Annotated in this window: 20 protein-coding genes; 10 read left to right on the top strand and 10 right to left on the bottom strand. The window is 73.1% G+C overall.

Annotated elements, in window-relative coordinates; genetic code table 11:
• Window positions 1-10 precede the first annotated feature (10 nt).
• From ACFW1A_RS20425 to ACFW1A_RS20405, 5 genes are all read right to left on the bottom strand, one after another.
• A complete protein-coding gene (locus ACFW1A_RS20425; RefSeq protein WP_380410523.1) occupies window positions 11-1,642 on the bottom strand; it encodes a lipid II flippase MurJ in 1,632 nt (543 codons plus the stop codon).
• The gene (locus ACFW1A_RS20420) at window positions 1,639-2,943 is read right to left on the bottom strand and encodes an O-antigen ligase family protein (RefSeq protein WP_380410522.1); all 1,305 of its coding nucleotides are present in this window, start codon (window positions 2,941-2,943) and stop codon (window positions 1,639-1,641) included. Before ACFW1A_RS20420 ends, ACFW1A_RS20425 begins: the two co-directional genes overlap by 4 nt.
• Window positions 2,944-2,948: 5 nt before the next feature.
• On the bottom strand, window positions 2,949-4,451 hold the full coding sequence (locus tag ACFW1A_RS20415) for an exopolysaccharide biosynthesis polyprenyl glycosylphosphotransferase (RefSeq protein ID WP_380410521.1): 1,503 nt from the start codon (window positions 4,449-4,451) through the stop codon (window positions 2,949-2,951).
• A gap of 286 nt (window positions 4,452-4,737) precedes the next feature.
• Window positions 4,738-5,886, bottom strand: a complete 1,149-nt coding sequence (locus tag ACFW1A_RS20410) for a glycosyltransferase (protein ID WP_380410520.1) — start codon at window positions 5,884-5,886, stop codon at window positions 4,738-4,740.
• A 98-nt stretch (window positions 5,887-5,984) separates the two neighbouring features.
• Window positions 5,985-6,422 (bottom strand): SRPBCC family protein, encoded by a 438-nt coding sequence (locus tag ACFW1A_RS20405; protein ID WP_380410519.1) that lies wholly within the window; start codon window positions 6,420-6,422, stop codon window positions 5,985-5,987.
• A 57-nt stretch (window positions 6,423-6,479) separates the two neighbouring features.
• Between ACFW1A_RS20405 and ACFW1A_RS20400 the strand changes: the two genes are divergently transcribed.
• The gene (locus ACFW1A_RS20400) at window positions 6,480-7,349 is read left to right on the top strand and encodes a HipA family kinase (protein WP_380410518.1); all 870 of its coding nucleotides are present in this window, start codon (window positions 6,480-6,482) and stop codon (window positions 7,347-7,349) included.
• Window positions 7,350-7,403: 54 nt separating this feature from the next.
• Here ACFW1A_RS20400 and ACFW1A_RS20395 read toward each other — a convergent pair whose 3' ends face one another.
• The 5 genes from ACFW1A_RS20395 to ACFW1A_RS20375 all read right to left on the bottom strand — a co-directional run bounded on the left by ACFW1A_RS20395 (window position 7,404) and on the right by ACFW1A_RS20375 (window position 12,661).
• Window positions 7,404-8,189: a hypothetical protein gene (locus tag ACFW1A_RS20395; RefSeq protein WP_380410517.1), complete on the bottom strand. Its 786-nt coding sequence runs from the start codon at window positions 8,187-8,189 to the stop codon at window positions 7,404-7,406.
• Window positions 8,190-8,237: 48 nt separating this feature from the next.
• Entirely contained in the window at window positions 8,238-8,693 is a 456-nt protein-coding gene (locus tag ACFW1A_RS20390) for a GNAT family N-acetyltransferase (RefSeq protein ID WP_380410516.1), read from the bottom strand.
• Window positions 8,694-8,759: 66 nt separating this feature from the next.
• Entirely contained in the window at window positions 8,760-10,229 is a 1,470-nt protein-coding gene (locus ACFW1A_RS20385) for a S8 family serine peptidase (protein ID WP_380410515.1), read from the bottom strand.
• A gap of 152 nt (window positions 10,230-10,381) precedes the next feature.
• Window positions 10,382-11,140, bottom strand: a complete 759-nt coding sequence (locus ACFW1A_RS20380; RefSeq protein ID WP_380410514.1) for a hypothetical protein — start codon at window positions 11,138-11,140, stop codon at window positions 10,382-10,384.
• 90 nt (window positions 11,141-11,230) lie between these two features.
• Complete coding sequence (locus ACFW1A_RS20375; RefSeq protein ID WP_380410513.1) at window positions 11,231-12,661, bottom strand: glutamine synthetase; 1,431 nt, start codon at window positions 12,659-12,661, stop codon at window positions 11,231-11,233.
• A 461-nt stretch (window positions 12,662-13,122) separates the two neighbouring features.
• On the opposite strand from ACFW1A_RS20375, the gene ACFW1A_RS20370 reads away from it, so the two are divergent.
• From ACFW1A_RS20370 to ACFW1A_RS20330, 9 genes are all read left to right on the top strand, one after another.
• Entirely contained in the window at window positions 13,123-14,949 is a 1,827-nt protein-coding gene (locus ACFW1A_RS20370; protein ID WP_380410512.1) for a 3-hydroxyacyl-CoA dehydrogenase family protein, read from the top strand.
• A gap of 191 nt (window positions 14,950-15,140) precedes the next feature.
• Window positions 15,141-16,013 (top strand): TetR family transcriptional regulator, encoded by an 873-nt coding sequence (locus tag ACFW1A_RS20365; protein WP_380410511.1) that lies wholly within the window; start codon window positions 15,141-15,143, stop codon window positions 16,011-16,013.
• Window positions 16,014-16,336: 323 nt separating this feature from the next.
• Window positions 16,337-17,674: a crotonyl-CoA carboxylase/reductase gene (ccrA, locus tag ACFW1A_RS20360; protein WP_380410510.1), complete on the top strand. Its 1,338-nt coding sequence runs from the start codon at window positions 16,337-16,339 to the stop codon at window positions 17,672-17,674.
• Window position 17,675: 1 nt separating this feature from the next.
• Complete coding sequence (locus ACFW1A_RS20355) at window positions 17,676-19,718, top strand: protein meaA (protein WP_380410509.1); 2,043 nt, start codon at window positions 17,676-17,678, stop codon at window positions 19,716-19,718.
• Window positions 19,715-20,674 (top strand): HpcH/HpaI aldolase/citrate lyase family protein, encoded by a 960-nt coding sequence (locus ACFW1A_RS20350; protein WP_380410508.1) that lies wholly within the window; start codon window positions 19,715-19,717, stop codon window positions 20,672-20,674. The genes ACFW1A_RS20355 and ACFW1A_RS20350 overlap by 4 nt, the downstream gene beginning before the upstream one ends.
• Before the next feature lies 1 nt (window position 20,675).
• Window positions 20,676-21,179: a MaoC family dehydratase gene (locus ACFW1A_RS20345; RefSeq protein WP_380410507.1), complete on the top strand. Its 504-nt coding sequence runs from the start codon at window positions 20,676-20,678 to the stop codon at window positions 21,177-21,179.
• Window positions 21,180-21,329: 150 nt separating this feature from the next.
• Entirely contained in the window at window positions 21,330-22,532 is a 1,203-nt protein-coding gene (locus ACFW1A_RS20340; RefSeq protein WP_380410506.1) for an acyl-CoA dehydrogenase family protein, read from the top strand.
• Between the two features lie 327 nt (window positions 22,533-22,859).
• A complete protein-coding gene (locus ACFW1A_RS20335; RefSeq protein ID WP_380410505.1) occupies window positions 22,860-23,552 on the top strand; it encodes a phosphatidylserine decarboxylase in 693 nt (230 codons plus the stop codon).
• Entirely contained in the window at window positions 23,539-24,432 is an 894-nt protein-coding gene (locus tag ACFW1A_RS20330; RefSeq protein ID WP_380410504.1) for a CDP-alcohol phosphatidyltransferase family protein, read from the top strand. The genes ACFW1A_RS20335 and ACFW1A_RS20330 overlap by 14 nt, the downstream gene beginning before the upstream one ends.
• Window positions 24,433-24,524 lie beyond the last annotated feature (92 nt).

Genomic DNA, 24,524 nt, shown 5'->3' with positions numbered 1-24,524 from the left:
GTGCGGGACTTCATGGCGCTGCCGCTGACCGGGCGGGGCCGGTCAGTTCGCGGGCACCCAGGCCCGCCCCCAGGGCCAGGTAGCCGACCAGCACCGTGCTGCCGCCCACCAGGATCGACAGCGGTGCCGGGCCGACCGCGCGGGCCGCCAGGGTGCCCGCGGCGGCCGCGCCGACGGCCGCCAGCACCAGCCGGGCCTGGCCCGCCAGCACCTGCCGGGTGCGCAGCGCGATGCCGCGCAGGGCCAGGCCGCGCAGCAGCAGGACCGCGGTGGTGCTGATGCCGGCCGCGTTGCCGGCCGCCAGGCCGAGCGCGCCGAACCGCTGGGTGGTCGAGATCCCGACCAGGGTGGTGACCACCAGGCCCAGCGCCATCGCCGCCACCGGGTACCAGTCCAGCAGCCGGTCGGCGGTCGCCACCGGGCGCGGGTCGTCGGTGCGGCGCACCGCGGGGCGCATCGAGAAGAACGGGCGGACCATCACGCCGATCAGCGCCTGGGCCAGCAGGCCGAAGCTGTAGACCTGGATCACCTGGGCCGTCGCCGCCGTGTCGGCCGGCGAGAAGGCGCCGCGCTGGAAGAGCACCGAGACCACGGCGGGCGCGCAGGAGAACAGGAAGGCCATGCCGGCCAGCACCACCGCGGCGGCCTGGCCGAGGTCCTTCTCCACCCGGTCCCGGGCCGCCACCAGGTCGCCGGCCGCCAGTGCCCGGGCCACCAGCGGGAAGGTCACGGTGCAGATCAGGATCGCCGTGGTCATCGCCAACTGGGAGACCTTGGCGGCGTAGTTGAGGTGCGAGATGGTCCCGGCCGGCAGCGCGGAGCCGAGGTAGCGCTCGATGAAGACCTGGGACTGCCGGGTCAGGGTGAAGGCGGCCACCGGCAGCAGCGCCAGCGGGCTGAGCCGCAGCCCGCGCGGACCGCGCCGGGGCCGGTACCGGCCGCGCCGCCCGTCGCGCAGCGCCCGGCCGAACGGGTCGATCAGCACGCCGGCCATCAGCAGCGAGCCGAAGGCCACCCCGAGCGCCGCCGCCCGCACCCCGAGCAAGAAGTGACAGGCCGTCAGCACGGCCAGGATGCCGAGGTTGTAGGCCACGTAGATGACCGCCGGAGCGGTGAACCGGTGGTGCGCGCGCAGCGCGGCGCCCAGGTAGCCGGCCACCCCGAACGGCAGGATGGTGACCGCGGTGATCCTGGTGCAGCCGATCGCGAGCGCCGGATCGGCCAGCCCGGGCGCCAGGGTGTGCACCAACTGCGGCGCCCAGAGCATGGTGGCCCCGGACAGCGCGCACAGTCCGGCCAGCAGCCAGGGCAGCGTGGCCCTGGTCAGCTGCCGGACCGGATCGGGGCCTGCGGGCCGCTCCTCGCGCAGCACCAGGGCCAGGCTGAAGGCCGGGACCATCAGGAACGCCATCGCGTCCTCGATCAGCAGCGGCGCCGCCGTCTCCGGCACGGTCCAGGACACCAGGAACGCGTCGGTGCCCTCGTCGGCGCCGAAGAACCGGGCCAGCAGCAGGTCGCGCAGCAGGCCGAGGGCCGAGCCGGCCGCGCTGAGCACCGCGGTGATGCCGAAGGCCTTGGCCAGGAAGGAGCGTTGCCGCTCCTCCACCGGGGGGACCACCGGCAGGCTCTCGGTGGCGGTCACGGCGCCTCCCCGGCCGGCAGCGCCCACCAGGTCGCCACGCCGAGGATCACCGAGGTGAGCACCGTGGTGGTGCCCCCGATGTCCGCGTAGAGGAAGTCCACCAGCACCCAGCAGAGCAGGCCCAGTGCGGCCGGCCCGGCGCTCCCCGGCCGGCGCGCCGCGCCGATCAGCAGGGCCAGGAAGAAGCCCAGGTAGGCCACCGCACCGACCAGCCCCTGCTCGCTCAGCACCAGGAAGTACATGTTGTGCGGGGAGAGCAGCGGCTCGCGGGTGAAGCCGATGGTCGAGTCGGCGGCGTCGCTGCCGGAGGAGAGCCGCAGCGGGGCGTGCGAGTCGCGCAGCTGCTGGAAGCTCTTGGGCCCGGCACCGGTGACCGGGTGGTCGGCCCAGATCGCCCGGGCCGTGGTCCACAGGTCGTAGCGGTCGCTGACCGAGTGGTCCTCGTTGCCGCCGGAGACCGAGCCGATGCTGTCCAGCCGCTCGGTCACCCCGCCGCCGCCCAGGCCCAGGCCGCCGATCGCGACCACCGCGGCGGCCGCCCCGAGCCCGGCCCAGCGCAGCGCCAGCCGCAGGTCCGCCTTGACCAGCAGGGCGGTGACGCCGACCGCGGTGGCGATCCAGCTGCCCCGGCTGAACGAGACGGCCAGCGGGAAGGCCAGGAACGCGGCGGCGGCCAGCAGGCCGCGCCGGGCCCAGCTGCCCGGGCGTTCGGCCAGACCCAGCGCCAGCGCCGCCAGCAGGCCGAAGCTGACCACGCCGGACATCGCCATCACGTCCAGCGCGCCGAAGGTGCCGACCGCGCGGATCGGCTCCCCGGTGTAGGAGGCGCCGGTCCCGGTCAGGTACTGGTCGGCGCCGACCGCCCCCTCGATCAGCGCGGCCAGCACGAAGGCGCCGAGCACCAGGCGCAGGTCGGTGCGGTCGCGCAGCGCGGCCACCACCGCGACCGGGACCAGCACGAAGATCTGCACCAGCCGGACGAACCCGGTCTGGCTGGTGGACGGGTCGATCGAGGTCACGGTGGCCGCCGCGGCCGCCACCGTGACGGCGCCCAGCAGCAGCGCGGCCGTTCGGCCGACGGCCGGGCGCCGGCCGCGCAGCAGGTCCAGCGCGAGCACCCCGACCAGGGCCAGCGAGGCCAGGTCGGCGGCGGTGACGTGGACCGCGGCGGCCACGTCCTTCTCGCCGGTGGGCACGCAGACCAGCAGGACGGTGGCCGCGGCCAGCAGGCTCGGGCGGCGCAGCAGCGCGGTCTGCCACCGGGTCAGCCGTAATCCGGCGGCGGGCAGGGAGAGTGCCACCTCGGTCAGCTCCCGTCCGGTCGGAGCATCAGGGCCGCGGTGCGCAGCAGGATCTTGACGTCCTGCCACAGGCTCCAGCTCTCGATGTAGCGGTTGTCGAAGCGGGCCCGGTCCTCGATCGAGGTGTCCCCGCGCAGCCCGTTGACCTGGGCCAGGCCGGTCAGCCCGACCGGGACCCGATGCCGGTCGGCGTACTCCGGGTAGGCCTGGCCGAACCGCATCACGAAGTACGGGCGCTCGGGGCGCGGGCCGACCAGGGTCATGTCGCCGCGCAGCACGTTCCACAGCTGCGGCAGCTCGTCCAGCGAGCTGCGGCGCATCAGGTGGCCGATCCGGCTCATCCGGTGGTCCTGGGAGATGTTCCAGTGGGTGGCCGACTCGTGCTCGTTGGCCGGGCGCAGGGTGCGGAACTTCAGCACGGTGAAGACCCGGCCGTCCAGTCCGGTGCGCTGCTGGCGGAAGAGCACGCCGCGGCCGGTGTCCAGCCGCACCGCCAGCGCGCAGGCGCCCAGCAGCGGGGAGGCCAGCAGCAGGGCGAGGGCCGCGGCGGCGATGTCGGTGAGGCGCTTGAGCGCCCAGCCGGGCCGGCGCATCGCGGGGTGCGGCAGCCGCAGGCAGGGGTAGCCCCACAGGTGGTCGGCGGTGCGGGCGAGGCCGGGTCCGAGGGCGGCGTGCTCGCGCAGCGCCGGGACCAGCCAGACCTGGCAGCCGAGCCGGGCGGCCTCGCGCATGGTGCGGGCGGTCTCCTGCTCGTCGGTGGCGCCGGCCACCGCGATCAGGCGGCGCACGCCGTGCCGGCGGATCGCCCGGCCGAGCATCTCCCGCCCGCCGAGCACCGGGACGGGGGTGTCGCTGAGCAGGGCGGGGGCCGCGTCCAGGTAGCCGATCGGGCGCATGCCGTACTCGGGGCGCTCCAGCAGGGTGCGGGCGATCCGCCGGCCCAGCTCGCCGGCGCCCAGCAGCAGCACCGGGATCGGGCGGCGGCGGCGGATCCGGCGCAGCAGGGCGTACGTCACGGTGCGCCCGAGCAGGGCGACGGTGATCTGGGTGGTGAGCAGGGCCAGCAGGTGCGGCCAGTCGGCGGCGCCGCAGGACGGCCAGGCGGCGGGCAGCACGCCGGCCAGGGTGACCGCGACCGCCAGTGCGACGGTGGCCCGGCCGGCCAGCGCCGGCAGCTCGTCGAGCGCGGACGGGGTCATCCGGGTCCGGTAGAGGCCGGCGGCCAGGTGCAGCGGGAGCAGGATCGGCAGGACGGCGGCGGCGGTGCTCAGCGGGTGGACGGGCCCGGTGGTGCAGAGCGCGGCGGCGGTCCCGGTGGCCAGCAGGTCGACCACGAGCAGCCCGACCGGCAGCGCGACGCGCGAGCGCAGGCCCCGGCGGTGGCGGCCCAGGTGCCCGGCGGAACGACCCTGGGACGGCCTGGGCCGCTCCAGCACCTCGGTCGCGAACCGCCGGGCGTCCGCCGCGGGTCGCCCGGGCCGCGGCACGCTCTCGTGGTCAATGGTCATCGGTGCACGAACTCCCCTGCTCTGTGACCGGAACTTCCCGGTACCGGGTGTGCCCACCTGGTCATCGTCCCTCATCGCTTCGGCGAAATTCTGGAAGGAAGCAGGCGAATTCAGACATTACCGAACGTGGGCTGCGCCGCAGGGAGTTGACTTGCCATTTCATTCCACCCGCCCATTAATATGAATTTCCGACCTTTATTCGGACGAGGCTCGGCCGACCCGGCAGTCGGACGGCCGCCGGGGCCGAACCGGGCGGAATATCATGCGTTTCACTGTCTGAGAACGATCAGATCCGCGCGGGGACACGGGGAGTCGACTGGCCCTCGCTTGTTGACTTCTGGTACAGCTCGGCGACCCGATCGACCACGCCGCGGATGTCGTGACGCTCCGTCACCCACTGCCGGGCCGCCGTCCCGCGCCGGGCGCAGTCCATCGGGTCGGCCAGCGCGCCGGCCAGCGCCGCCGCCAGCGCGGCCGGGTCCTCGACCGGCACCAGCGCGAACTCCCGGTCGGCGAGGGGCAACTGCTCGCGGGCGCCGGGCACGTCGGACAGCAGCACCGGGCGGGCCATCGCCATCGCCTCCAGCGGGGCCAGCGCCATCCCTTCCCAGCGCGACGGGAGCACCACCAGGTCGGCCGCCGCCAGCCAGGGCCGCGGGTCCGGCACGTCGCCGGTCAGCCGCACCCGGTAGGGCTCCGGCAGTGTCCGCACCCGGTCCTGGAGGGCGGCCTGGTCGGGCCCGCCGCCGACCAGCGCCAGCCGTGCGGTCGGCACCCGGCGCAGCACGGTCGGCCAGGCAGCGAGCAGCAGGTCCTGCCCCTTCTGCCGGCACAGCCGCCCGACGCAGACCGCCAGCGGCTCGGACAGGTCCAGGCCGAGCGAGAGCCGGGCGGCCCGGCGCTCGGCGGGCGCGTAGTGCCGCAGGTCCACCCCGTTGGGCACCACGGTGTAGTCGGCCGCGATCCCGGCCGCCTCGCCGTCCGCGCGCTCCTGCTCGCTGACGCAGAGCACCGCGCTGGACCAGCGGGTGGCGTACTGCTCCCAGCGGACGCCGGCGGTGGCGAGGGCGCCGGTGGCGGCGGCGAAGGACCAGGCGTGCGGTTGGAAGACGGTGGGCAGCCGCCCGCGCACCGCGAGCCGGCCGGCCAGGCCCGCCTTGGAGCTGTGCAGGTGGACCAGGTCCGGCGCGGCCTGCCGGACCAGCCGGCGCAGCCGCGCGGTCTCGGCGGCCACGCTCGGGCCGGGCGAGCGGCGGGCCTCCCACTCCAACAGCTCGGCCCCCGCCGCGGCTGCGGCGGGGGCCAGTCGGCCGCCGGACGGACAGGCCACCAGGACCCGCAGGCCGGCGGCGCGCTGACCGCGCACCAGATCGGTGACCACCCGGGCCACCCCGCCGTCCACCGGCTGGGACACGTGAAGGATCGTCAGTTGCACGGCCGCGAGCCTAGGGTGGCGCGCGGCGGCGGCCGGGCCGCCGTCACCCGCGCGGGGGCGGGGTCCACCCGTACGGGCTGGCGGGCCGGAAGCGTGTGCTACTTGACCCGGTCGGCCAGCCGGGCCAGCACCTCGTCGTGGATCCGGTTCAGGCCCTTGGGGGCGAAGGTCCGCTCGAAGAAGCCGCCGATGCCGCCGGCCCCGTTCCAGGTGGTCTCGATCGCCACGGTGGTGCCCCCGGCCGCCTTGCCGACCGTCCAGGTGATCACCATCGAGGAGTTCGCGTCGGTCTCCACCAGGGTGCCCGGCCCGGGCGCGCTGACGGTGAACAGGCAGTCGCGGACCCGCTTCTCGGTGGCCTGCAGCTTCCAGTGCACCTGGGTGCCCGCACCGACGCCGCCGGCCTTCACCTCGTACTCGCTGTACTGCGCCGGCAGCAGCTCGGGGCGGACCGTCGCGTAGTCCGCGATCGCCTCGTAGAGCTGCTCGGGGGTGGCGGTGTAGGTCCGCTCGGTACGGGCCTTGACCTGGGCCATGACGGGCTCCTGAGGTGTTTCGTACGGCTGTGTCGCGCTCAGCTTAGGCTGACCGTCGTGCTGACTACCGTGAAGGCCCTGCGCTACCTCGACCCGCTGCGGGCGGGCGGCTCCGTCCCCGGCATCGTGGAGGCCTCCGACCTGGGCACCTACGTGGTGAAGTTCGCGGGCGCGGCCCAGGGGCGCAAGGCGCTGGTGGCCGAGGTGGTCGTCGGCGAGCTCGGGCGCCGGCTCGGGCTGCGGGTGCCGGAGCTCGTGCTGGTCGACTTCGATCCGGCGGTGGCGGCGCACGAGCCGGACCAGGAGATCCAGGACCTGCTGGCCGCCAGCGCCGGTCTCAACCTGGGGATGGACTACCTGCCGGGGTCACGGGACTTCCGCCCGGGCGAGGCGCTGCGCGGGCTGTCGCCGCTGGAGGCCGGCCGGATCGTCTGGTTGGACGCCCTGACCGCCAACGTCGACCGGACCCGGGCCAATCCGAACCTGATGGTCTGGCACGAGAACCTCTGGCTGATCGACAACGGCGCCGGGCTGGTGTTCCACCACCGCTGGTCGACGCACCTGACGGCGATCGACCGGGCGTACGACATGAGCGGCCACGCCCTGGGCTCCTACGCGCCCGATGTGGTCGGCGCGGACGCCGAGTTGGCGCCCCGGGTGACCCCGGAGCTGCTGCGCGAGGTGGTCGCCCTGGTGCCCCCGCAGTGGCTCGCCCCGGAGGAGGACGGCTTCGCCTCCGCCGCCGAGCTGCGCGAGGCGTACGTGGCGCACCTGGCGGCCCGGGTGGCGGTCTCGGCCCGCTGGCTGCCGGCCTGCTTCGCGACCGAGGACCAACTGCGCGCGGCGGAGGAGGCCGCCCGGGCGCGGACGGCGGCGGGGCGGCCGAGCTGGCTGCAGCAGGTCCCGCGGCTGGGCGGGGACCGGTGACCGCACCGCCCGCACCGCCCGTACCGGCACGGACCCACCAGGTGCCGCCGGGCGTCAGGTGGTGATCGGCTTGTCGCCGCCGGACCCCTTCATCACCGAGTCCAGCAGCGGGCTCAGCTTGCTCACCAGCGTGTTGTAGTCGCCCACGTGACCGTCGGACCACTCGCCGACGCCGATCAGCAGGGTGGGCCCGTAGCCCGCGAAGGACTGGACCATGCCGGCGTCGGCCGGGAGTTGGCGCAGGCCGGAGTCGGCGGACGGGACGATGGTGCCGACCTCGACGTCGGTCGCGTCGCCGGCCAGCTGGGTGATGACGTGGGCCAGGTCCGCCGGGTCCTTCATGGTGAACATGGCCAGGTTGAACTGGTCGCCGGCGGCGTCCTTGTAGAGCGCCTGGTGCACGCCCAGGCAACCGTGGCTCTGGGTGAGCAGTCCGGCCAGGGTCGGACCGACCGTCTCCGAGCTCGTGCAGTCGGTCCGCGCCGCGTCGGTGACCAGGGTGTACCCGGCGTACTGCGGCCCGAAGGTGGGCGCCGCGGCGGAGGCGGAGGGCGCGGGTGACGACGGGGCGGCGGAGGCCGGGGCCGAGGGACGCGCGGACGACGGCGTCAGGACCGTGACGGAAGCCGTCTTCTTCGGGCCGGACAGCAGGCCGTACGTCCCCAGCCCGGCAACGCCCAGCGCCACCAGGGCCCCCAGTACCAGGCCGGCGCGGTTGCGCCCCTTCTTCGTCCCGCCGCTCGCCTGCCCGGCCTCGGCGGGTGCGGCCAGGCCGGTGCTCGCCTGGTGGTTCCGCACGAACTCGGCCCACTGCTCGTCATCCACCCCGTGATTCGTCACGGGCGAACCTTATCGACCACCGCAGTCACACAGAAAGCTCAGGTCCGCTCAGCTCAGGTCCCGGTGGAACACCACCATCGGGTGCTCCGGTCCCAGGTAGTCCGCGACGATCTCGTCGCGGAAGCCCTGGCTGCGGTGGAAGGCCACCGACCCGGTGTTGGCCGGCGAGGTGATGGCCTTCAGCCGGACCGCGCCCTGGGTGCGGGCCACCGCGGCGAACTCCTGGTACAGCCGGCCGGCCAGGCCCTGGCCGCGGGCGTCGTCCCGGGTGGCGATCAGGTGGATGTAGCCGGTGGCGTCCGGGGTGACGAACCCGACCAGGTAGGCCAGGATGCCCGCCCCGCTCCGCGCCACGAAGCAGGTGGAGCCGAACTCCTTGACCAGCGCCCGCAGATGGGCGGACCTCAGATCACGGTCGCCCCAGTAGCGGGGGTGGTCCTCGACCACCCGGAGCAGATCGGTGATGTCGGCGGTCTCGATGCGGGTCCCGGTGCTCGGCTGCATGATCGCGATGATAGGCGGTACACGGAAGGCCGGACAGGCCGACCTCCCGGGTACCGCACCGTCCGGTCAGTACCGCACGGCCGCGTCGGCGTCCACCAACCCGTGGCCGTAGAACCCGTTGTCCGCCGCCGGGCCCTCGCAGACCGCGCGGAAGGCGCCCGTGCCGTCCGGGTCGAACGGGCCGGCGGGGCAGGCGATCGGGTGCGCCTCGGCCGTCAGCAGCGCGGTCAGCGCCTGCGGGGAGGCCCACGGGTGCGTGCTCGCCAACAGTGCGACCACGCCGGTCACGTGCGGCGTGGCCATCGACGTGCCCTGCTTGTAGCCGTACTTGTTGCCCGGCACGGTGGAGAGCACCCGCCCGTTGTGGTCCGGGGTGTCCGGGATCTGGAACCGGGAGTCGCCACCGGGCGCCGCCACCGTCACCACGTCCGCGCCGTAGCTGGAGTAGTAGGACTTCACGCCGTTGGTCCCCACCGCCGACACCGCGATCACGCCCGGGAGTTCGGCCGGCAGCTCCAGGCAGCCGGCGTCCACCGGCCGGGCGAGCGGGGTGGTGTCGTCGGGGCTGGTGGTGTCGGTGCTCTTGTGCGCCAGATCGGCGTTGAAGTTGCCCGCCGCGGCCACGTTCAGCACCCCGCGGCGCTGCGAGTACTCCACCGCGCGGCGCACCGCGGTGACGATCGCCCCCTGGTCCGGGTCGGACCGGCAGGTGTAGAGCCACGGGTCGATGAAGTAGCTGCTGTTGGTCACCGTGACGCCGTGCTCGGCCGCCCAGACGAAGCCGCAGACCGCGTACTCCGGGTAGATGAAGCCGGCGTCGTCCACCACCTTGATCGAGGCCAGCCGCACGTCCGGCGCGATGCCGACGATGCCCTTGCCGTTCTTGGCGGCCGCGATGGTGCCCGACACGTGGGTGCCGTGGTCGCTGGTGGTGGGCTGCCAGGACTGCCAACTGGTGTCCGGCACGCCGCCGTTGATGCAGGAGGCGGAGAGCGACGGGTCCACGTTGGCCGCCAGGTCCTCGTGCGTGGCGTCGATCCCGGAGTCCAGCACGCCGACCACCACGGCACGGCTGCCGAGGGTCACCCGGTGCGCCCGGTCGGCGCCGATCTGCCGCAGGTCCCACTGCTCGGGCTCCAGCGGCTCGCTGCCGTCCGCGGGTGCGGCCGGCGGAGCGTCCACCAGCTCGGTGGTCTCGTCGGCGGCGGCGGGTATGCCGGCGGTCCGGGTGGCGCCGACCGAGTCGATCCCGTTCCGACCGCGCAGCGCGGCCGCGAAGCCCGGGTCGGTGGACCGCGCGACGATCACGCCGATCTGCTCGTAGGCGTAGACCACGGTGCCCCCGGCCGCGGTGATCTCCCGCTCGGCCTTCTGCACCTGCCCGTGGTTGGCCCTGGTGTTGACCACGTAGCTGAGCGCGGTGCCGGCGGCCGCGGCCCCGGTCGCGGCTCCCAGCGGCACCGCGAGCGCCGCCGCGGTCGCCAGCGCCACTCCGGCCGCGCCCCCGCGCAGCCGGTCAAGTCGTCGAACTCCCATTGGGGTTGGCCCTCCCGAGTTGACGTCGGCGCGGCAGCCGGTGAGCTGCCGCGCTTGAGCAATCGAAAGGTATGGAGTCGGCAATGCGTGGCACAAGAGGTCGTACCGGAAAGGGACCCGCCGAGTGGCGGGCCCCGTTCCGCGGTGCGGGGTCAGACCTGCGGACCCGCCACGTCCTGCGGGACCTGCACCGTCACGGCCGAGCGCGGCGCCTTCGGCTGCGGCGCGGCCGGAGCCGCCGGAGCGGTCGGCACCTGGCCGAGGAAGCCGTCCAGCAGCCCGAGCGGGTTGATCCGCACCAGGTGGGAGGGGGCGTAGTAGTGGTAGCCGTAGTGGGTGCGCGCCCGGTTGTGCGCGTCCACGGTCGGCTCGGCGGCGCCGTCCTGCGGGGTCACCACCAGGCCGGTGTGGCTCTTGGTGCCGCCCGGACCGGCGTAGGTCACCACCACGTCACCCGGGCGGGCCTGGTCCGGGTGGTCACCGATGTCCTGGCCGAGGTGGCTGTCCATCAGGTAGTCGTAGAGGTTGTGGTACTGGGGGAGGTCACTGATCAGCAGCAGGTCGTAGGTGACACCGTTCGGCGCCGTGTAGTGGAAGTAGGCGTCCTGCGGGTCGTCGGGGCCGAGCCCGGGGACCAGGCCGGCCGCGGCCAGCGCGCGGGCCACGTACTCGGCGCACTGGTACGCGTCCTGGTCGGCGCCGAAGGCCACCGGGGTGGCGTCGTTCCAGGCCGTCCAGTTCCAGTGGCCCTCGGCCCAGTCCACCTCGACCCCGCGCAGGACGTCCCCGATGGTGGGGATCCCGACCGGGACCGGATCCGCGTGCGCCGGTGCGGCGGCGAGGGCGGGCCCGGCGGCGAGGGCGAGCGCGAGGGCGGCACCGGCCAGCCGGCGGCGTACGGCATGACGCATGATCATGACTCCCCGAAGTCAGTAGCATTGAGTGACGATCACGCTACCCCGGCCGGGGGTGCGGTCCGCGCTCCGCTCACCGGCCGCAGCTCAATACCGCCACCGGGTCGCCGCGACCACCTGCTCGGGCGGCAGTCCGCCGAACAGCTCGTGCTCGCCCTGCCGGACCGCCAGCACCGCCTCGTAGAGCGGGTCGCCCATGGCCTCGCGCAGCAGGCCGCAGGCGCGGTACTCGGCGATGGCCGCCAGCAGCGTGGCGGGCAGCCGCGGCACCTGCTGCTGCGGCGGGAGCAGGGCCGGATCGCCGGGGACCTCGGCGGGCAGCGAGCGGTGGGTGCCCAGCCCGGCCAGCCCGGCGGCCAGCACGGCGCCGATCATCAGGTAGGGGTTGGCGGCCGCGTCGAAGCACTTGAGCTCGGCGTTGGCACTGCCCGCCCCCTCGCCGGGCGGGCCGGGGATCAGTCGCAGCGCGGCCTCCCGGTTCTCCAGCCCCCAGCACTGGAACGCGCCGGCCCAGTGCTGCGGGACCAGCCGCAGGTAGCTGGCGGGACTCGGGGCCCCGAGGCAGAGCAGCGCGGGCAGCTCGGCCAGCACCCCGGCCAGGAACGCCTCGGCCTCACCGGTCAGCCCGTACCGCCCGGGGCCGCCCCGGCCCAGGTTGCGCGGGCCCCGCCAGAGCGAGAGGTGGAGGTGGCCGCCGTTGCCCACCGCACCGGGCTCGACCACGGGGGCCACCGAGGTGCGCAGCCCGTGCCGGTTGCCGACCGCGCGGACGGTCTGGCGGGCCAGCACCGTGGTGTCGGCGGCGGCCAGTGGGCCCTCGGGGGCCAGCGAGAGCTCGAACTGGCCGGCGGCGTACTCGGGGTGGAGCTGGAGCACGGTCAGCCCCTGCTCGTCCAGCGCCTGCAGCAGGTCGCGCAGGTAGTCGGAGAGGTCGACCAGACGGTGCAGGCCGTAGGCGGGCCCGTGGGTGGGGTAGCCGGGCGGCTCGCCGGGGGCGCCGGCCAGCGCCACCACCCACTCGATCTCGATCCCGGCCCGCAGCTCCAGGCCCCGCTCGGCGGCGGCCGCCACCTGGCGGCGCAGGAAGGCGCGCTGGCAGCCGGGGTGCACCGCGCCGTCCTGGGCGAACCGGTCGGCCGGGGCCCAGGCCCACCCGGGCTGGGCGGCCAGCCGGGTGAGCCGGTCGAGGTCGGGAACCAGCCGCAGGTCGCCGGCCGGACCGCCGATGTGCCGGCTGGTGGTGATGCTGTCGTCCACCAGGAAGACGTCGAAGCAGGGCGCGGCGCCCACGCCCCAGGCCGCGGCCGCCTCCAGCCGACGGACCGGGACCGCCTTCACCCGGGCGAGCCCGGCGTTGTCCACCCAGCTCAGGACCACGCCGGCCACCCCCTCGGCGGCCAGCCGGGCGGCGGCCACCCGGGCCCGGGCCGCCCGCTCGGCCCGGGACTGCCCGCTGTCGACCGCCGGACCGGCGCCCGCCGGACCGCTCTCCTGCTGCTCAGCCGTGGTGGTGCTCATACGATCCATGCTGGCCCGCCCGACCGCCCGGCGGTACTCCCCCGAGGAGTGGAAGAAGTGGCGCGAAACTGACGCTCCAGCAGTCCCCGAGCCTCTTCCTACCGCACGGTAACTTCGCTACAGTGACCGCACGCACCACCGCCGGGCTTCGGGAGCCGCACCGGCGGGTGCGCCGCGCCACGTCTGCGCGGCCGGTGCCGTTCACGGTCCCCGGGCCATCACGCCCGCACGGACCGGTCGATGTCACCTTCGCCAGGGGCGCTGCCACTGGCGCGGGCACCCCGCGGTGGGGCCGGAGCGGACCGGCCCGCCCCCGGGTCCCGCACCCCTCGCCCCACTTCACCCCGCGCACCGCCGTCCCGTGCACCGCGCCACCGCCCCGAGCGTTTCGCCCCGGCCCACCCCCGGTCGACCGTCCCTCCGGTCGGCCCGCTCCGGCCTTCCCGAAAGGACCAGCGACGATGCAGGCTCCCGACCTCTCCCCCGCACCCACGACCGACGCGTCCGCCGCGCCCGCCCGCCCCTTCCCCACGGTCGCCGTGGTGGGCCTGGGCACCATGGGCACCGGCATCGCGGTCGCCGTCGCCCGCACCGGCCGCCGGGTGATCGGCATCGAGGCCGACGGCGCCGCGGCCGGCCGCGCGCTGGCCCGGATCGAGGAGGCCACCGCCCACGCGGTGGACCGCGAGCGGCTCAGCCCCGCGGAGCGCACCGCGCTGCTCTCGCTGATCAGCGTCGGCGACCAGCTGGACGCCGCCGCCGCGGCCGACCTGGTGATCGAGGAGGTCCCCGAGCAGCTGGAGCTCAAGCGCGAGCTCTTCGCCGAGTTGGACCGGATCTGCCCGCCGCAGACCGTGCTGGCCACCGGCACCACCTCGCTCTCGGTGACCCGGATCGCCGCCGCCACCGGCCGCCCCGAGCGGGTGCTGGGCCTGCACTTCTTCAACCCGGTGCACGCGATGAAGCTGGTCGAGGTGGTCCGCTCGGTCCTGACGGACCCTCAGGTCGCCGACCAGGCTGCCGAGTTCGCCCGCGAGCTGGGCAAGGAGCCGGTGGCCGCCGGCGACCGGGCCGGCTTCGTGGTCAACGGGCTGCTGTTCGCCTACCTCAACCAGGCCGCCGCCATGTTCGAGTCGCGCTACGCGACCCGGGAGGACATCGACGCGGCGATGCGGCTGGGCTGCGGCCTGCCGATGGGCCCGCTGGCGCTGCTCGACCTGATCGGCCTGGACACCGCCCGCACCGTGCTGGAGGCGATGTACGAGCAGTCCAAGGACCGGCTGCACGCCCCGGCCCCGATCCTGGGCCAGCTGGTCTCCGCGGGCCTGCTGGGCCGCAAGACCGGCCGCGGCTTCTACCGCTACGAGGCCCCCGGCTCCTCCAAGCCGGTCCCCGAGCAGGGCGCCGCCGAGGCGGTCCGGGTGGCCGGGCGCACCGTCGAGTCGGTCGGCGTCTGCGGGTCCGGCACCATGGCCACCGGCATCGCCGAGGTCTTCGCCAAGGCCGGCTTCCCGGTGGTGCTGGTCGCCCGCAGCCAGGACAAGGCCGACAAGGCCAAGGCCCAGCTGGCCCGTTCGCTGGACCGCTCGGTCGGCAAGGGCCGGCTCACCGCCGAGCAGCGCGACCGGACGCTCGACCTGATCACCCCGACCGGCGCGCAGGCCGACCTGGCCGGGGTGGACCTGGTGATGGAGGCCGTGGCCGAGGACCTGGCGGTCAAGCGCGAGCTGTTCGCCGCCCTGGACAAGATCGTCAAGCCGGGCGCGGTGCTCGCCACCACCACCTCCAGCCTGCCGGTGATCAGCTGCGCCACCGCCACCTCGCGGCCGCAGGACGTGATCGGCATGCACTTCTTCAACCCGGCCCCGGCGATGAAGCTGGTCGAGGTGGTCTCCACCGTGCTGACCGCCCCCGAGGTCACCTCCACCGTGCTGGAGCTGTGCGCCAAGGTCCGCAAGCACCCGGTGGAGTGCGGCGACCGGGCCGGCTTCATCGTCAACGCCCTGCTCTTCCCCTACCTGAACGACGCGGTGCGGATGCTGGAGGAGCACTACGCCACGGTCGACGACATCGACACCGCGATGAAGCTGGGCTGCGGCTACCCGATGGGCCCCTTCGAACTGCTGGACGTGGTCGGCCTGGACGTGTCGCTGACCATCGAGCGGGTGCTGCACCAGGAGTTCCGCGAGCCGGGCCTGGCCGCCGCACCGCTGCTGGAGCACCTGGTGGCGGCCGGGTGCCTGGGCCGCAAGACCGGCCGCGGCTTCCGCGACCACGCCCGCCGGTGAGCACCCCGGAGCGGGCCGGCGACCGCCGGCCGCCGGTGCCGCCCGGCCCGGCCCAGCGCGCGGTCTGGGAGCACGGCGCGGCCGGCGGCCGCTGGCCCAGACCCTCGGTGACCGCCGCACCCGGCACGGTGCGCCGACCGGTCCCGCCAACCGGGCCGGGTGGTGCCACCAGGTCGGGTAGCGTTCCGGGCATGGACCGCGAACAGTCATCCGTCGACCAGGACGCCCGTACGGCCGAGCCGGGCCCGAGCAGCCGCCGGGCGGCGGCGCAGCGCCGGCAGATGCGCCAGGACCTGGCCGCGGCGGCGATGGACCTGTTCGCCACCCAGGGGTACGAGGAGACGACGGTCGATCAGATCGCCGCCGCCGCCGGGGTGGCCCGGCGGACCTTCTTCCGGTACTTCCGGTCCAAGGAGGAGGCGATCTTCCCGGACCACGACGACACCCTGGTCCGGGTGGCCGACCTGCTGGCCAGCGCCGAGCCCGAGGAGCACCCGCTGGACGTGGTCTGCCGCGGCATCAAGGAGGTGCTGCGGATGTACGCCTCCACGCCCGCCGTCTCGGTGGCGAGGTACCAGCTGATCCGCCAGGTCCCGGCGCTGCGCGAGCGGGAGATCGCGGTGGTGGCCCGGTACGAGCGGCTCTTCACCCGTTACCTGCTGGGCCGGTTCGACGCCAGCGAGACCATCCCGCCGGGCTGGCAGCACGGCGGGGACGACGACTCGATGCTGGCCGAGGTCTCCGCGGCGGCCGTGGTCGCGGCCCACAACCACGTGCTGCGGCGCTGGCTGCGGGCCGGCGGGCACGGGGACGTGGAGGTGCAGCTGGACCACTCCTTCGAGGTGATCCGCGGCACCTTCTGGCCCACCCCGCCGCGCGGGGTGCGACGCCGCGGCACTGTTGTGACACCCAGTGCCATAGAGGGTGCCGGGACCTCCGGTGAGATCGAGGCCGCCAGCGCACTGAGTGCCACCCCGAACGGTGAGGTACTCATCACAGTGGCCCGGACCGACGCCCCGCTGGACTTGGTGCTGGACTCCATCAGGGCCGCCCTCAGTCGCTAGGCGCCACGTTTTCGCAGGTCAGAAGGCCCGTCCGGGAGCTACCGGACGGGCCTTCGGCGTTGCCCGCGGCCCGCTTGCCGCCGATCGGGAATGGACGCAAAATCGTGGCACCCAGTGTCTTTACGAGTGGCACAGGGTGCCAGTAGCTTGTTACCCACCAGTCGCGGCGCCGCGGCTCCCCACCTCGGCGCGCCGTTGTCAGGCGTCCCCACACCCAGGGGGCGAACCCGAAACCACCCAAGTCCCATGTGTAGCCGGTGTCCGCTCCCGGCTCCCCCAGACGCCCTGTGCGCCCTCACACAGGTACGCCTTCGGAGGCAGCCATGAAGGAAATCCTCGACGCGATCCTCAGCGCCGACAGCACGACCGCCGACTTCGCCGCGCTGAAGCTGCCCGAGTCCTACCGAGCCGTCACGCTCCACAAGGACGAGGAGCAGATGTTCGCCGGCCTGGAGAGCCGCGACAAGGACCCGCGCAAGTCGCTCCACCTGGAGGACGTGCCGCTGCCCGAACTGGGCCCGGGCGAGGCCCTGGTGGCCGTGATGGCCAGCTCCGTGAACTACAACACCGTCTGGTCCTCGATCTTCGAGCCGGTCTCGACCTTCGGCTTCCTGGAGCGGTACGGCCGGCTCTCCCCGCTGACCAAGCGGCACGACCTCCCGTACCACGTGCTCGGCTCGGACCTGGCCGGCGTGGTGCTGCGCACCGGCGCCGGGGTCAACGCCTGGAAGCCGGGCGACGAGGTGGTCGCGCACTGCCTGTCGGTCGAGCTGGAGAGCCCGGACGGGCACAACGACACGATGATGGACCCGGAGCAGCGCATCTGGGGCTTCGAGACCAACTTCGGCGGCCTGGCCCAGATCGCCCTGGTGAAGACCAACCAGCTGCTGCCCAAGCCGAAGCACCTCACCTGGGAGGAGGCCGCCTCCCCCGGCCTGGTCAACTCCACCGCCTACCGCCAGCTGGTCTCGCGCAACGGCGCGGGCATGAAGCAGGGCGACAACGTGCTGATCTGGGGCGCCAGCGGCGGCCTCGGCTCGTACGCCACCCAGTACGCGCTGGCCGGCGGCGCCACGCCGATCTGCGTGGTCTCCAGCCCGCAGAAGGCCGAGATCTGCCGGGCGATGGGCGCCGAGGCGATCATCGACCGCTCCGCCGAGGGCTACAAGTTCTGGAAGGACGAGCAGAACCAGGACCCGCGCGAGTGGAAGCGCCTGGGCGGCAAGATCCGCGAGTTCACCGGCGGCGAGGACGTGGACATCGTCTTCGAGCACCCGGGCCGCGAGACCTTCGGCGCCTCGGTCTACGTCACCCGCAAGGGCGGCACCATCGTCACCTGCGCCTCCACCTCCGGCTACATGCACCAGTACGACAACCGCTACCTGTGGATGTCGCTCAAGCGCATCGTCGGCTCGCACTTCGCGAACTACCGCGAGGCCTTCGAGGCCAACCGCCTGGTCGCCAAGGGCAAGATCCACCCGACCCTGTCCAAGGTCTACTCGCTGGAGCAGACCGGCCAGGCGGCGCTGGACGTGCACCACAACAAGCACCAGGGCAAGGTCGGCGTGCTCTGCCTGGCCCCGCAGGAGGGCCTGGGCGTGCGCGACGCCGAGCTGCGCGAGACGCACCTGCCGGCGATCAACCGCTTCCGGGACATCTGACATGACGGAGCGTCAGAAGGACCGTCCGTGGCTGATGCGCACCTACGCGGGCCACTCCACCGCGGCGGACTCCAACGCGCTCTACCGGCGCAACCTGGCCAAGGGGCAGACCGGCCTGTCGGTCGCCTTCGACCTGCCCACCCAGACCGGCTACGACGCGGACCACGTGCTGGCCCGCGGCGAGGTCGGCCGGGTCGGCGTGCCGGTGGGCCACATCGGGGACATGCGCACCCTCTTCGACGGGATCCCGTTGGAGCGCACCAACACCTCGATGACCATCAACGCCACCGCCATGTGGCTGCTGGCGCTGTACCAGGTGGTCGCCGAGGAGCAGGGCGCGGACATCGCCAAGCTGACCGGCACCACCCAGAACGACATCGTCAAGGAGTACCTGTCGCGCGGGACGCACGTCTTCCCGCCCGGCCCCTCGGTGCGGCTGATCACCGACATGATCGCCTACACCGTGGCGCACATCCCCAAGTGGAACCCGATCAACATCTGCAGCTACCACCTGCAGGAGGCCGGGGCCACGCCGGTGCAGGAGATCGCCTTCGCGATGGGCACCGCGATCGCCGTACTGGACGCGGTGCGCGACTCCGGCCAGGTGCCGGCCGAGCGGATGGGCGAGGTGGTCGGCCGGATCTCCTTCTTCGTCAACGCCGGCGTGCGGTTCGTCGAGGAGATGTGCAAGCTGCGCGCCTTCGCCCAGCTCTGGGAGAAGGTCACCCGGGAGCGGTACGGCATCGAGGACGCCAAGCAGCGCCGGTTCCGCTACGGCGTGCAGGTCAACTCGCTCGGCCTGACCGAGGCCCAGCCGGAGAACAACGTCCAGCGGATCGTGCTGGAGATGCTCGCGGTCACCCTCTCCAAGGACGCCCGGGCCCGTGCGGTGCAGCTGCCCGCCTGGAACGAGGCGCTGGGCCTGCCCCGGCCCTGGGACCAGCAGTGGTCGCTGCGGATCCAGCAGGTGCTGGCCTACGAGTCGGACCTGCTGGAGTACGGCGACCTCTTCAACGGCTCCACCGTGGTCGAGGCGAAGACCGCCGAGCTGCTGGCCGGCGCGGAGGCGGAGATCGCCAAGGTGCTGGGGATGGGCGGGGTCATCCCGGCCGTCGAGTCCGGCTACCTCAAGTCGGCGCTGGTCGCCTCGCACGCCGAGCGCCGGGCCAGGATCGAGTCCGGCGAGGACAAGATCGTCGGCGTGAACTGCTTCGACACCACCGAGGAGAGCCCGCTCACCGCCGACCTGGACACCGCGATCATGGTGGTGGACCCGGCCAGCGAGCAGTCGGTGCTGACCGCGCTGCAGGACTGGCGCGCCGGGCGGGACGAGGTCGCCGCGCAGACCGCGCTGGCGGCGCTCAAGCTGGCCGCCGCCACCGAGGAGAACCTGATGGCCGCCACCCTGGCCTGCGCCCGGGCGGGGGTGACCACCGGCGAGTGGTCCTTCGCGCTGCGCGAGGTCTTCGGCGAGTACCGGGCCCCCACCGGGGTCGGCGGTGCGCCGGTCGCGGTGGCCGCCGAGCCCGGCGGCGAACTGGCCCAGGTGCGCGCCGCGGTGACCGCCACCGCCGCCGAGCTGGGCACCGCCAAGCTGCGGCTGCTGGTCGGCAAGCCGGGCCTGGACGGGCACTCCAACGGCGCCGAGCAGATCGCGGTGCGGGCCCGGGACGCCGGCTTCGAGGTGGTCTACCAGGGCATCCGGCTCACCCCCGAGCAGATCGTCTCGGCCGCGGTGGCCGAGGACGTGCACTGCGTGGGGCTGTCCATCCTCTCCGGGGCGCACCCGGAGCTGGTTCCGGACGTGCTGCGGCGGCTGCGCCGGGCGGGGGTGGAGGATGTCCCGGTGATCGTCGGTGGCATCATCCCCGCAGCGGACGCCGAGGCCCTCAAGGCCGCCGGTGTCGCCGCGGTCTTCACTCCGAAGGACTTCGGCATCACCACCATCATCGGCCGGATCGTCGACGAGATCCGTCTGGCCAACCGGCTCGACCCGATCCTCGACCCGGTCCTCGACCCGAGCAAGGAAGAGACCCCCGCATGACCGTGAACCGCCTGCGCCCCCGCCGCTCCTGCCTCGCGGTGCCCGGCTCCAACCCGCGCTTCCTGGAGAAGGCCCAGGGCCTGCCGGCCGACCAGGTCTTCCTCGACCTGGAGGACGCCTGCGCCCCGCTGGTCAAGGAGAGCGCCCGCCACACCATCGTGGACGCGCTGAACAACGGCGACTGGGGCACCAAGACCAAGGTGGTCCGGGTCAACGACTGGACCACGCACTGGACCTACCGCGACGTGATCACCGTGGTCGAGGGCGCCGGTCCGAACCTGGACTGCATCATGCTGCCCAAGGTGCAGGACGCCGAGCAGGTCAAGGCGCTGGACCTGCTGCTCACCCAGATCGAGAAGACCATGGGCTTCGAGGTCGGCCGGATCGGCATCGAGGCGCAGATCGAGAACGCCAAGGGCCTGATCAACGTCGACGCGATCGCCACCGCCTCGCCGCGGCTGGAGACGATCATCTTCGGCCCGGCCGACTTCATGGCCTCGATCAACATGAAGTCGCTGGTGGTCGGCGAGCAGCCGCCCGGCTACCCGGCGGACGCCTACCACTACATCCTGATGCGGATCCTGATGGCCGCGCGGGCCAACGACCTGCAGGCCATCGACGGTCCCTACCTGCAGATCCGCAACGCCGAGGGCTACCGCGAGGTGGCCCGCCGGTCCGCCGCGCTGGGCTTCGACGGCAAGTGGGTGCTGCACCCGGACCAGGTCGCCGCCGCGAACGAGGTCTACTCGCCCTCGCAGGAGGACTACGACCACGCCGAGCTGATCCTGGACGCCTACGACTGGTGCACCTCGGAGGCCGGCGGCTTCAAGGGCTCGGCGATGCTCGGCGACGAGATGATCGACGAGGCCAGCCGCAAGATGGCCCTGGTGGTCTCCGGCAAGGGGCGCGCCGCGGGCATGCAGCGCACCTCCAAGTTCGAAGCCCCGGAGGCCTGAGATGCAGTTCGGACGCACCTACGAGGAGTTCGAGGTCGGCGCGGTCTACCGGCACTGGCCCGGGAAGACCGTCACCGAGTACGACGACCACCTCTTCTGCCTGCTCACCATGAACCACCACCCCCTCCACATGGACGTCAACTATGCGGAGAACACCACGGACTTCAAGAAGAACGTGGTGGTGGGCAACTACATCTACTCGCTGCTGCTCGGCATGTCCGTCCCGGACGTCTCGGGCAAGGCGATCGCCAACCTGGAGATCGAGTCGCTGCGCCACATCGCGCCGACCTTCCACGGCGACACGCTCTACGGCGAGACCACGGTGCTCGACAAGTGGCCCTCCAAGTCCAAGGACGACCGGGGCATCGTCTACGTCGAGACCAAGGGCTACAAGCAGGACGGCACGGTGGTCTGCATCTTCCGCCGCAAGGTGATGGTGCCCACCGCGACCTACATCGAGGAGCGCGGCGGCGAGCAGCCCGGCCGCCCCACCCCGCTCTCCTGACCCACCCCGACCACCGGGGGCGGGCGCCGTCATCGCCCTCACCCCCGGCAGGGGGCGCCGCGGATGTCACGCTCCGCGGCGCCCCCGCACCCCCTCCCCGGCTTCCGGCCGGACCCCCTCACACCCTCGACAGACGTTCGGAGCCGCACGATGGGACGCCTCGCACAGACCGACGGCCTCACCGAGATCCAGCGGGACATCCTCGCCACCGTGCGGGAGTTCGTGGACAAGGAGATCATCCCGGTCGCCACCGAGCTGGAGCACAAGGACGAGTACCCGACCGCCATCGTGGAGGGGATGAAGCAGCTGGGCCTGTTCGGCCTGACCATCCCCGAGGAGTACGGCGGCCTCGGCGAGTCGCTGCTCACCTACGCCCTCGTGGTGGAGGAGATCGCGCGCGGCTGGATGTCGGTCTCCGGCATCGTCAACACGCACTTCATCGTCGCCCACATGATCAACGCGCACGGCACCCAGAAGCAGAAGGACTACTTCCTGCCCCGGATGGCCGCCGGCGAGATCCGCGGCGCCTTCTCGATGTCCGAGCCGGCCCTGGGCTCCGACGTGTCGGCGATCTCCACCAAGGGCGTGAAGGACGGGGACTTCTACGTCCTGAACGGCCAGAAGATGTGGCTGACCAACGGCGGCACCTCCACCCTGGTCGCGGTGCTCTGCAAGACCGACGAGGGCGGCAGCTCCCCGTACAAGAACATGACCACCTTCCTGGTCGAGAAGACGGCCGGCTTCGGCCCGAACCCGACGGTCCCGGGCCTGACCGTGCCCGGCAAGATCGAGAAGATGGGCTACAAGGGCGTCGACACCACCGAGCTGGTGCTGCAGGACGTGCGGATCCCGGCCGACCGGATCCTCGGCGGGATCCCGGGTCGCGGCTTCTACCAGATGATGGACGGCGTCGAGGTCGGCCGGGTCAACGTGGCCGCCCGCGGCTGCGGCGTCGCCCGCCGCGCCTTCGAGCTGGGCATCGCCTACGCCCAGCAGCGCACCACCTTCGGCAAGAAGATCTCCGAGCACCAGGCGATCCAGTTCAAGCTGGCCGAGATGGCCACCAAGGTCGAGGCCGCGCACCAGATGATGGTGATGGCCGCCCGCAAGAAGGACAGCGGCGAGCGCAACGACCTCGAGGCCGGCATGGCCAAGTACCTCGCCTCGGAGTACTGCAAGGAGGTCGTCGAGGACGCCTTCCGGATCCACGGCGGCTACGGCTTCTCCAAGGAGTACGAGATCGAGCGCCTCTACCGCGAGGCCCCGATGCTGCTGATCGGCGAGGGCACCGCCGAGATCCAGAAGATGATCGTCGGCCGCCGCCTGCTGGAGGAGTACAAGCTCGCCGACTGACCGGTCGGTCGGCCCGCCACGGAGGGCTCGCGCCCGGCCCGGCGCGAGCCCTTCAGGCGCTCCCATGCGCCCCGCAAGCGTCCTCCCCGAGGCTGAGACATGGCTCACTGATCTTGACGCGGGCCTTGGGAACCGGAGGGCGGCCAGCTACGGTCGTATACATAGCGCGTGCACCCCGGCACGGCAGGAGACAGTTGAACGAGCAGGCGGGTTGCCCACCTACCGCCTGCTCCCGATAGCATCCACCGGGACAGCAGCTGTCCCCTTATCACCCGATCCCGCGGTGGCCCGTCCAGTGGTCCAGATCCCCCGCGACAAAGGTCTTCGATGCCCCTCAGCCCGTCCCCTCACACCTCCGCCGACGAGCGCGATTCCCGCGCGCCCGAGACGGCCGGTCGGCGACCCCGCGTGACCATCGCGCGGGGTGCCACCCCGTGGTTCGTCCCGACGCTGGCCACCGCTGCCCTCACCACCGCTCTCACCAAGCGGAACGGCAAGTGGGCCCTGGCGGCGGTTCCGGCCTGCGCGCTCAGCGCGGGCATGCTGTGGTTCTTCCGCGACCCCGAGCGTGAGATCGGTGCCGGCAGAGTGATCTCGCCGGCCGACGGAGTGGTGCAGAGCATCGACGCCTGGCCGGACGGCCGCACCCGCGTGGCGATCTTCATGAGCCCGCTCAACGTGCACGTCAACCGGGCCCCGCTGCTCGGCACCGTGACCTCGGTCGAGCACATCGCGGGCGGCTTCGTGCCCGCGTTCAACAAGGACAGCGACCGCAACGAGCGGGTCGTCTGGCACTTCGACACCGAGCTGGGCGACATCGAGATGGTGCAGATCGCGGGCGCCGTGGCGCGCCGCATCGTGCCGTACGTCCCGGCCGGCACCAAGGTCGAGCAGGGCGAGCGGATCGGCCTGATCCGGTTCGGCTCCCGCGTCGACACCTACCTGCCGGCCGGCGTCGAGGTCGGCGTCACGGTCGGCCAGAAGACGACGGCGGGGGTGACACGCCTTGACCGTGACTGATCCCGAGACCCTGGTCGGCATCGGCGACTCGGAGGAGACCGAGCTGCGCCGGCGCCGCTGGGCGCGTGACCGCGAGCTGCGGGCGCCGCGCTCGCCGCAGACCCTGTCCACGGCGGACTTCCTGACCCTGGGCAACGCGGTCTGCGGGTTCCTGGCGATCTACTCGATCACCACCAACATGCTCATCCCGCACATCAACGGCACCGGCGAGGGCACCAGCGGCATGGTCCGGCACGGCGCCGCGACCGCCGTGACGCTGCTGCTGCTCGGCTCGATGTGCGACCTCTTCGACGGCCTGGTGGCCCGCAAGCTGCGCTCCTCGGCGCTGGGCGCGGAGCTGGACAACCTGGCCGACCTGATCAGCTTCGGCATCGCCCCCGCCTACTTCGTGGCGGTCTGGGGCATCGTCGGCGGCCCGGGCAGCAGCCAGGGCCTGTCCGCCTTCATCGCGCTCACCGTGCTGCTCGCGGTGGTGCTGCGGCTGGCCCGGTTCTCCGCGGTCAAGATGCGCCCCGGCGTCTTCCAGGGCATGCCCTGCCCGATGGGCGCGATGACGGTGATCGCCATCGTGCTGCTCGACCCGCCGTTCCTGGCCGGCCTGATGGCCATCTTCGGCGTGGCCTACCTGATGGTCAGCCAGGTCGAGTACCCGAAGCCGCAGGGCCTGCTGGCCACCGCCACGCTGGGCTGGATCGTGGTCTCGATCGGCTGCCTGGCGGCCTGGGCGGCCGGCCTGCCCGGCGGCGACGTGCTGATGCACATCGGCGCCTTCGCCCAGATCGCGCTGGCCGCGATGGCCCCGCTGCTGGTGATCCGCCGCAAGGTGGGCCAGAAGGTCGGCGACGTGCGGGCCCGCCGGGCCGGCGCGCGGGACTGCTGAGCCCCACCCCGGCACACGACGGCCGCGGCCCCCGGAACTCCTGTTCCGGGGGCCGGTCTCGTATAAAAAACACAGAGCGGTCGAGTATAAAA

Origin of the sequence: Kitasatospora sp. NPDC058965 (assembly GCF_042741245.1) — a bacterium.
In the GTDB taxonomy this organism is placed as follows: domain Bacteria; phylum Actinomycetota; class Actinomycetes; order Streptomycetales; family Streptomycetaceae; genus Kitasatospora.
This window is presented reverse-complemented; position numbering and strand designations above follow the sequence as displayed.

Bases quoted from the DNA above. Each gene is read 5' to 3' on its own strand.
- ACFW1A_RS20345 (WP_380410507.1), top strand. From the start codon at position 20,676: ATGCAGTTCGGACGCACCTACGAGGAGTTCGAGGTCGGCGCGGTCTAC.
- ACFW1A_RS20390 (WP_380410516.1), bottom strand. From the start codon at position 8,693: ATGCAGCCGAGCACCGGGACCCGCATCGAGACCGCCGACATCACCGAT.
- ccrA (WP_380410510.1), top strand. From the start codon at position 16,337: ATGAAGGAAATCCTCGACGCGATCCTCAGCGCCGACAGCACGACCGCC.
- ACFW1A_RS20365 (WP_380410511.1), top strand. From the start codon at position 15,141: ATGGACCGCGAACAGTCATCCGTCGACCAGGACGCCCGTACGGCCGAG.
- ACFW1A_RS20335 (WP_380410505.1), top strand. From the start codon at position 22,860: ATGCCCCTCAGCCCGTCCCCTCACACCTCCGCCGACGAGCGCGATTCC.
- ACFW1A_RS20370 (WP_380410512.1), top strand. From the start codon at position 13,123: ATGCAGGCTCCCGACCTCTCCCCCGCACCCACGACCGACGCGTCCGCC.
- ACFW1A_RS20350 (WP_380410508.1), top strand. From the start codon at position 19,715: ATGACCGTGAACCGCCTGCGCCCCCGCCGCTCCTGCCTCGCGGTGCCC.
- ACFW1A_RS20405 (WP_380410519.1), bottom strand. From the start codon at position 6,422: ATGGCCCAGGTCAAGGCCCGTACCGAGCGGACCTACACCGCCACCCCC.
- ACFW1A_RS20415 (WP_380410521.1), bottom strand. From the start codon at position 4,451: ATGACCATTGACCACGAGAGCGTGCCGCGGCCCGGGCGACCCGCGGCG.
- ACFW1A_RS20375 (WP_380410513.1), bottom strand. From the start codon at position 12,661: ATGAGCACCACCACGGCTGAGCAGCAGGAGAGCGGTCCGGCGGGCGCC.
- ACFW1A_RS20385 (WP_380410515.1), bottom strand. From the start codon at position 10,229: ATGGGAGTTCGACGACTTGACCGGCTGCGCGGGGGCGCGGCCGGAGTG.
- ACFW1A_RS20380 (WP_380410514.1), bottom strand. From the start codon at position 11,140: ATGCGTCATGCCGTACGCCGCCGGCTGGCCGGTGCCGCCCTCGCGCTC.
- ACFW1A_RS20340 (WP_380410506.1), top strand. From the start codon at position 21,330: ATGGGACGCCTCGCACAGACCGACGGCCTCACCGAGATCCAGCGGGAC.
- ACFW1A_RS20355 (WP_380410509.1), top strand. From the start codon at position 17,676: ATGACGGAGCGTCAGAAGGACCGTCCGTGGCTGATGCGCACCTACGCG.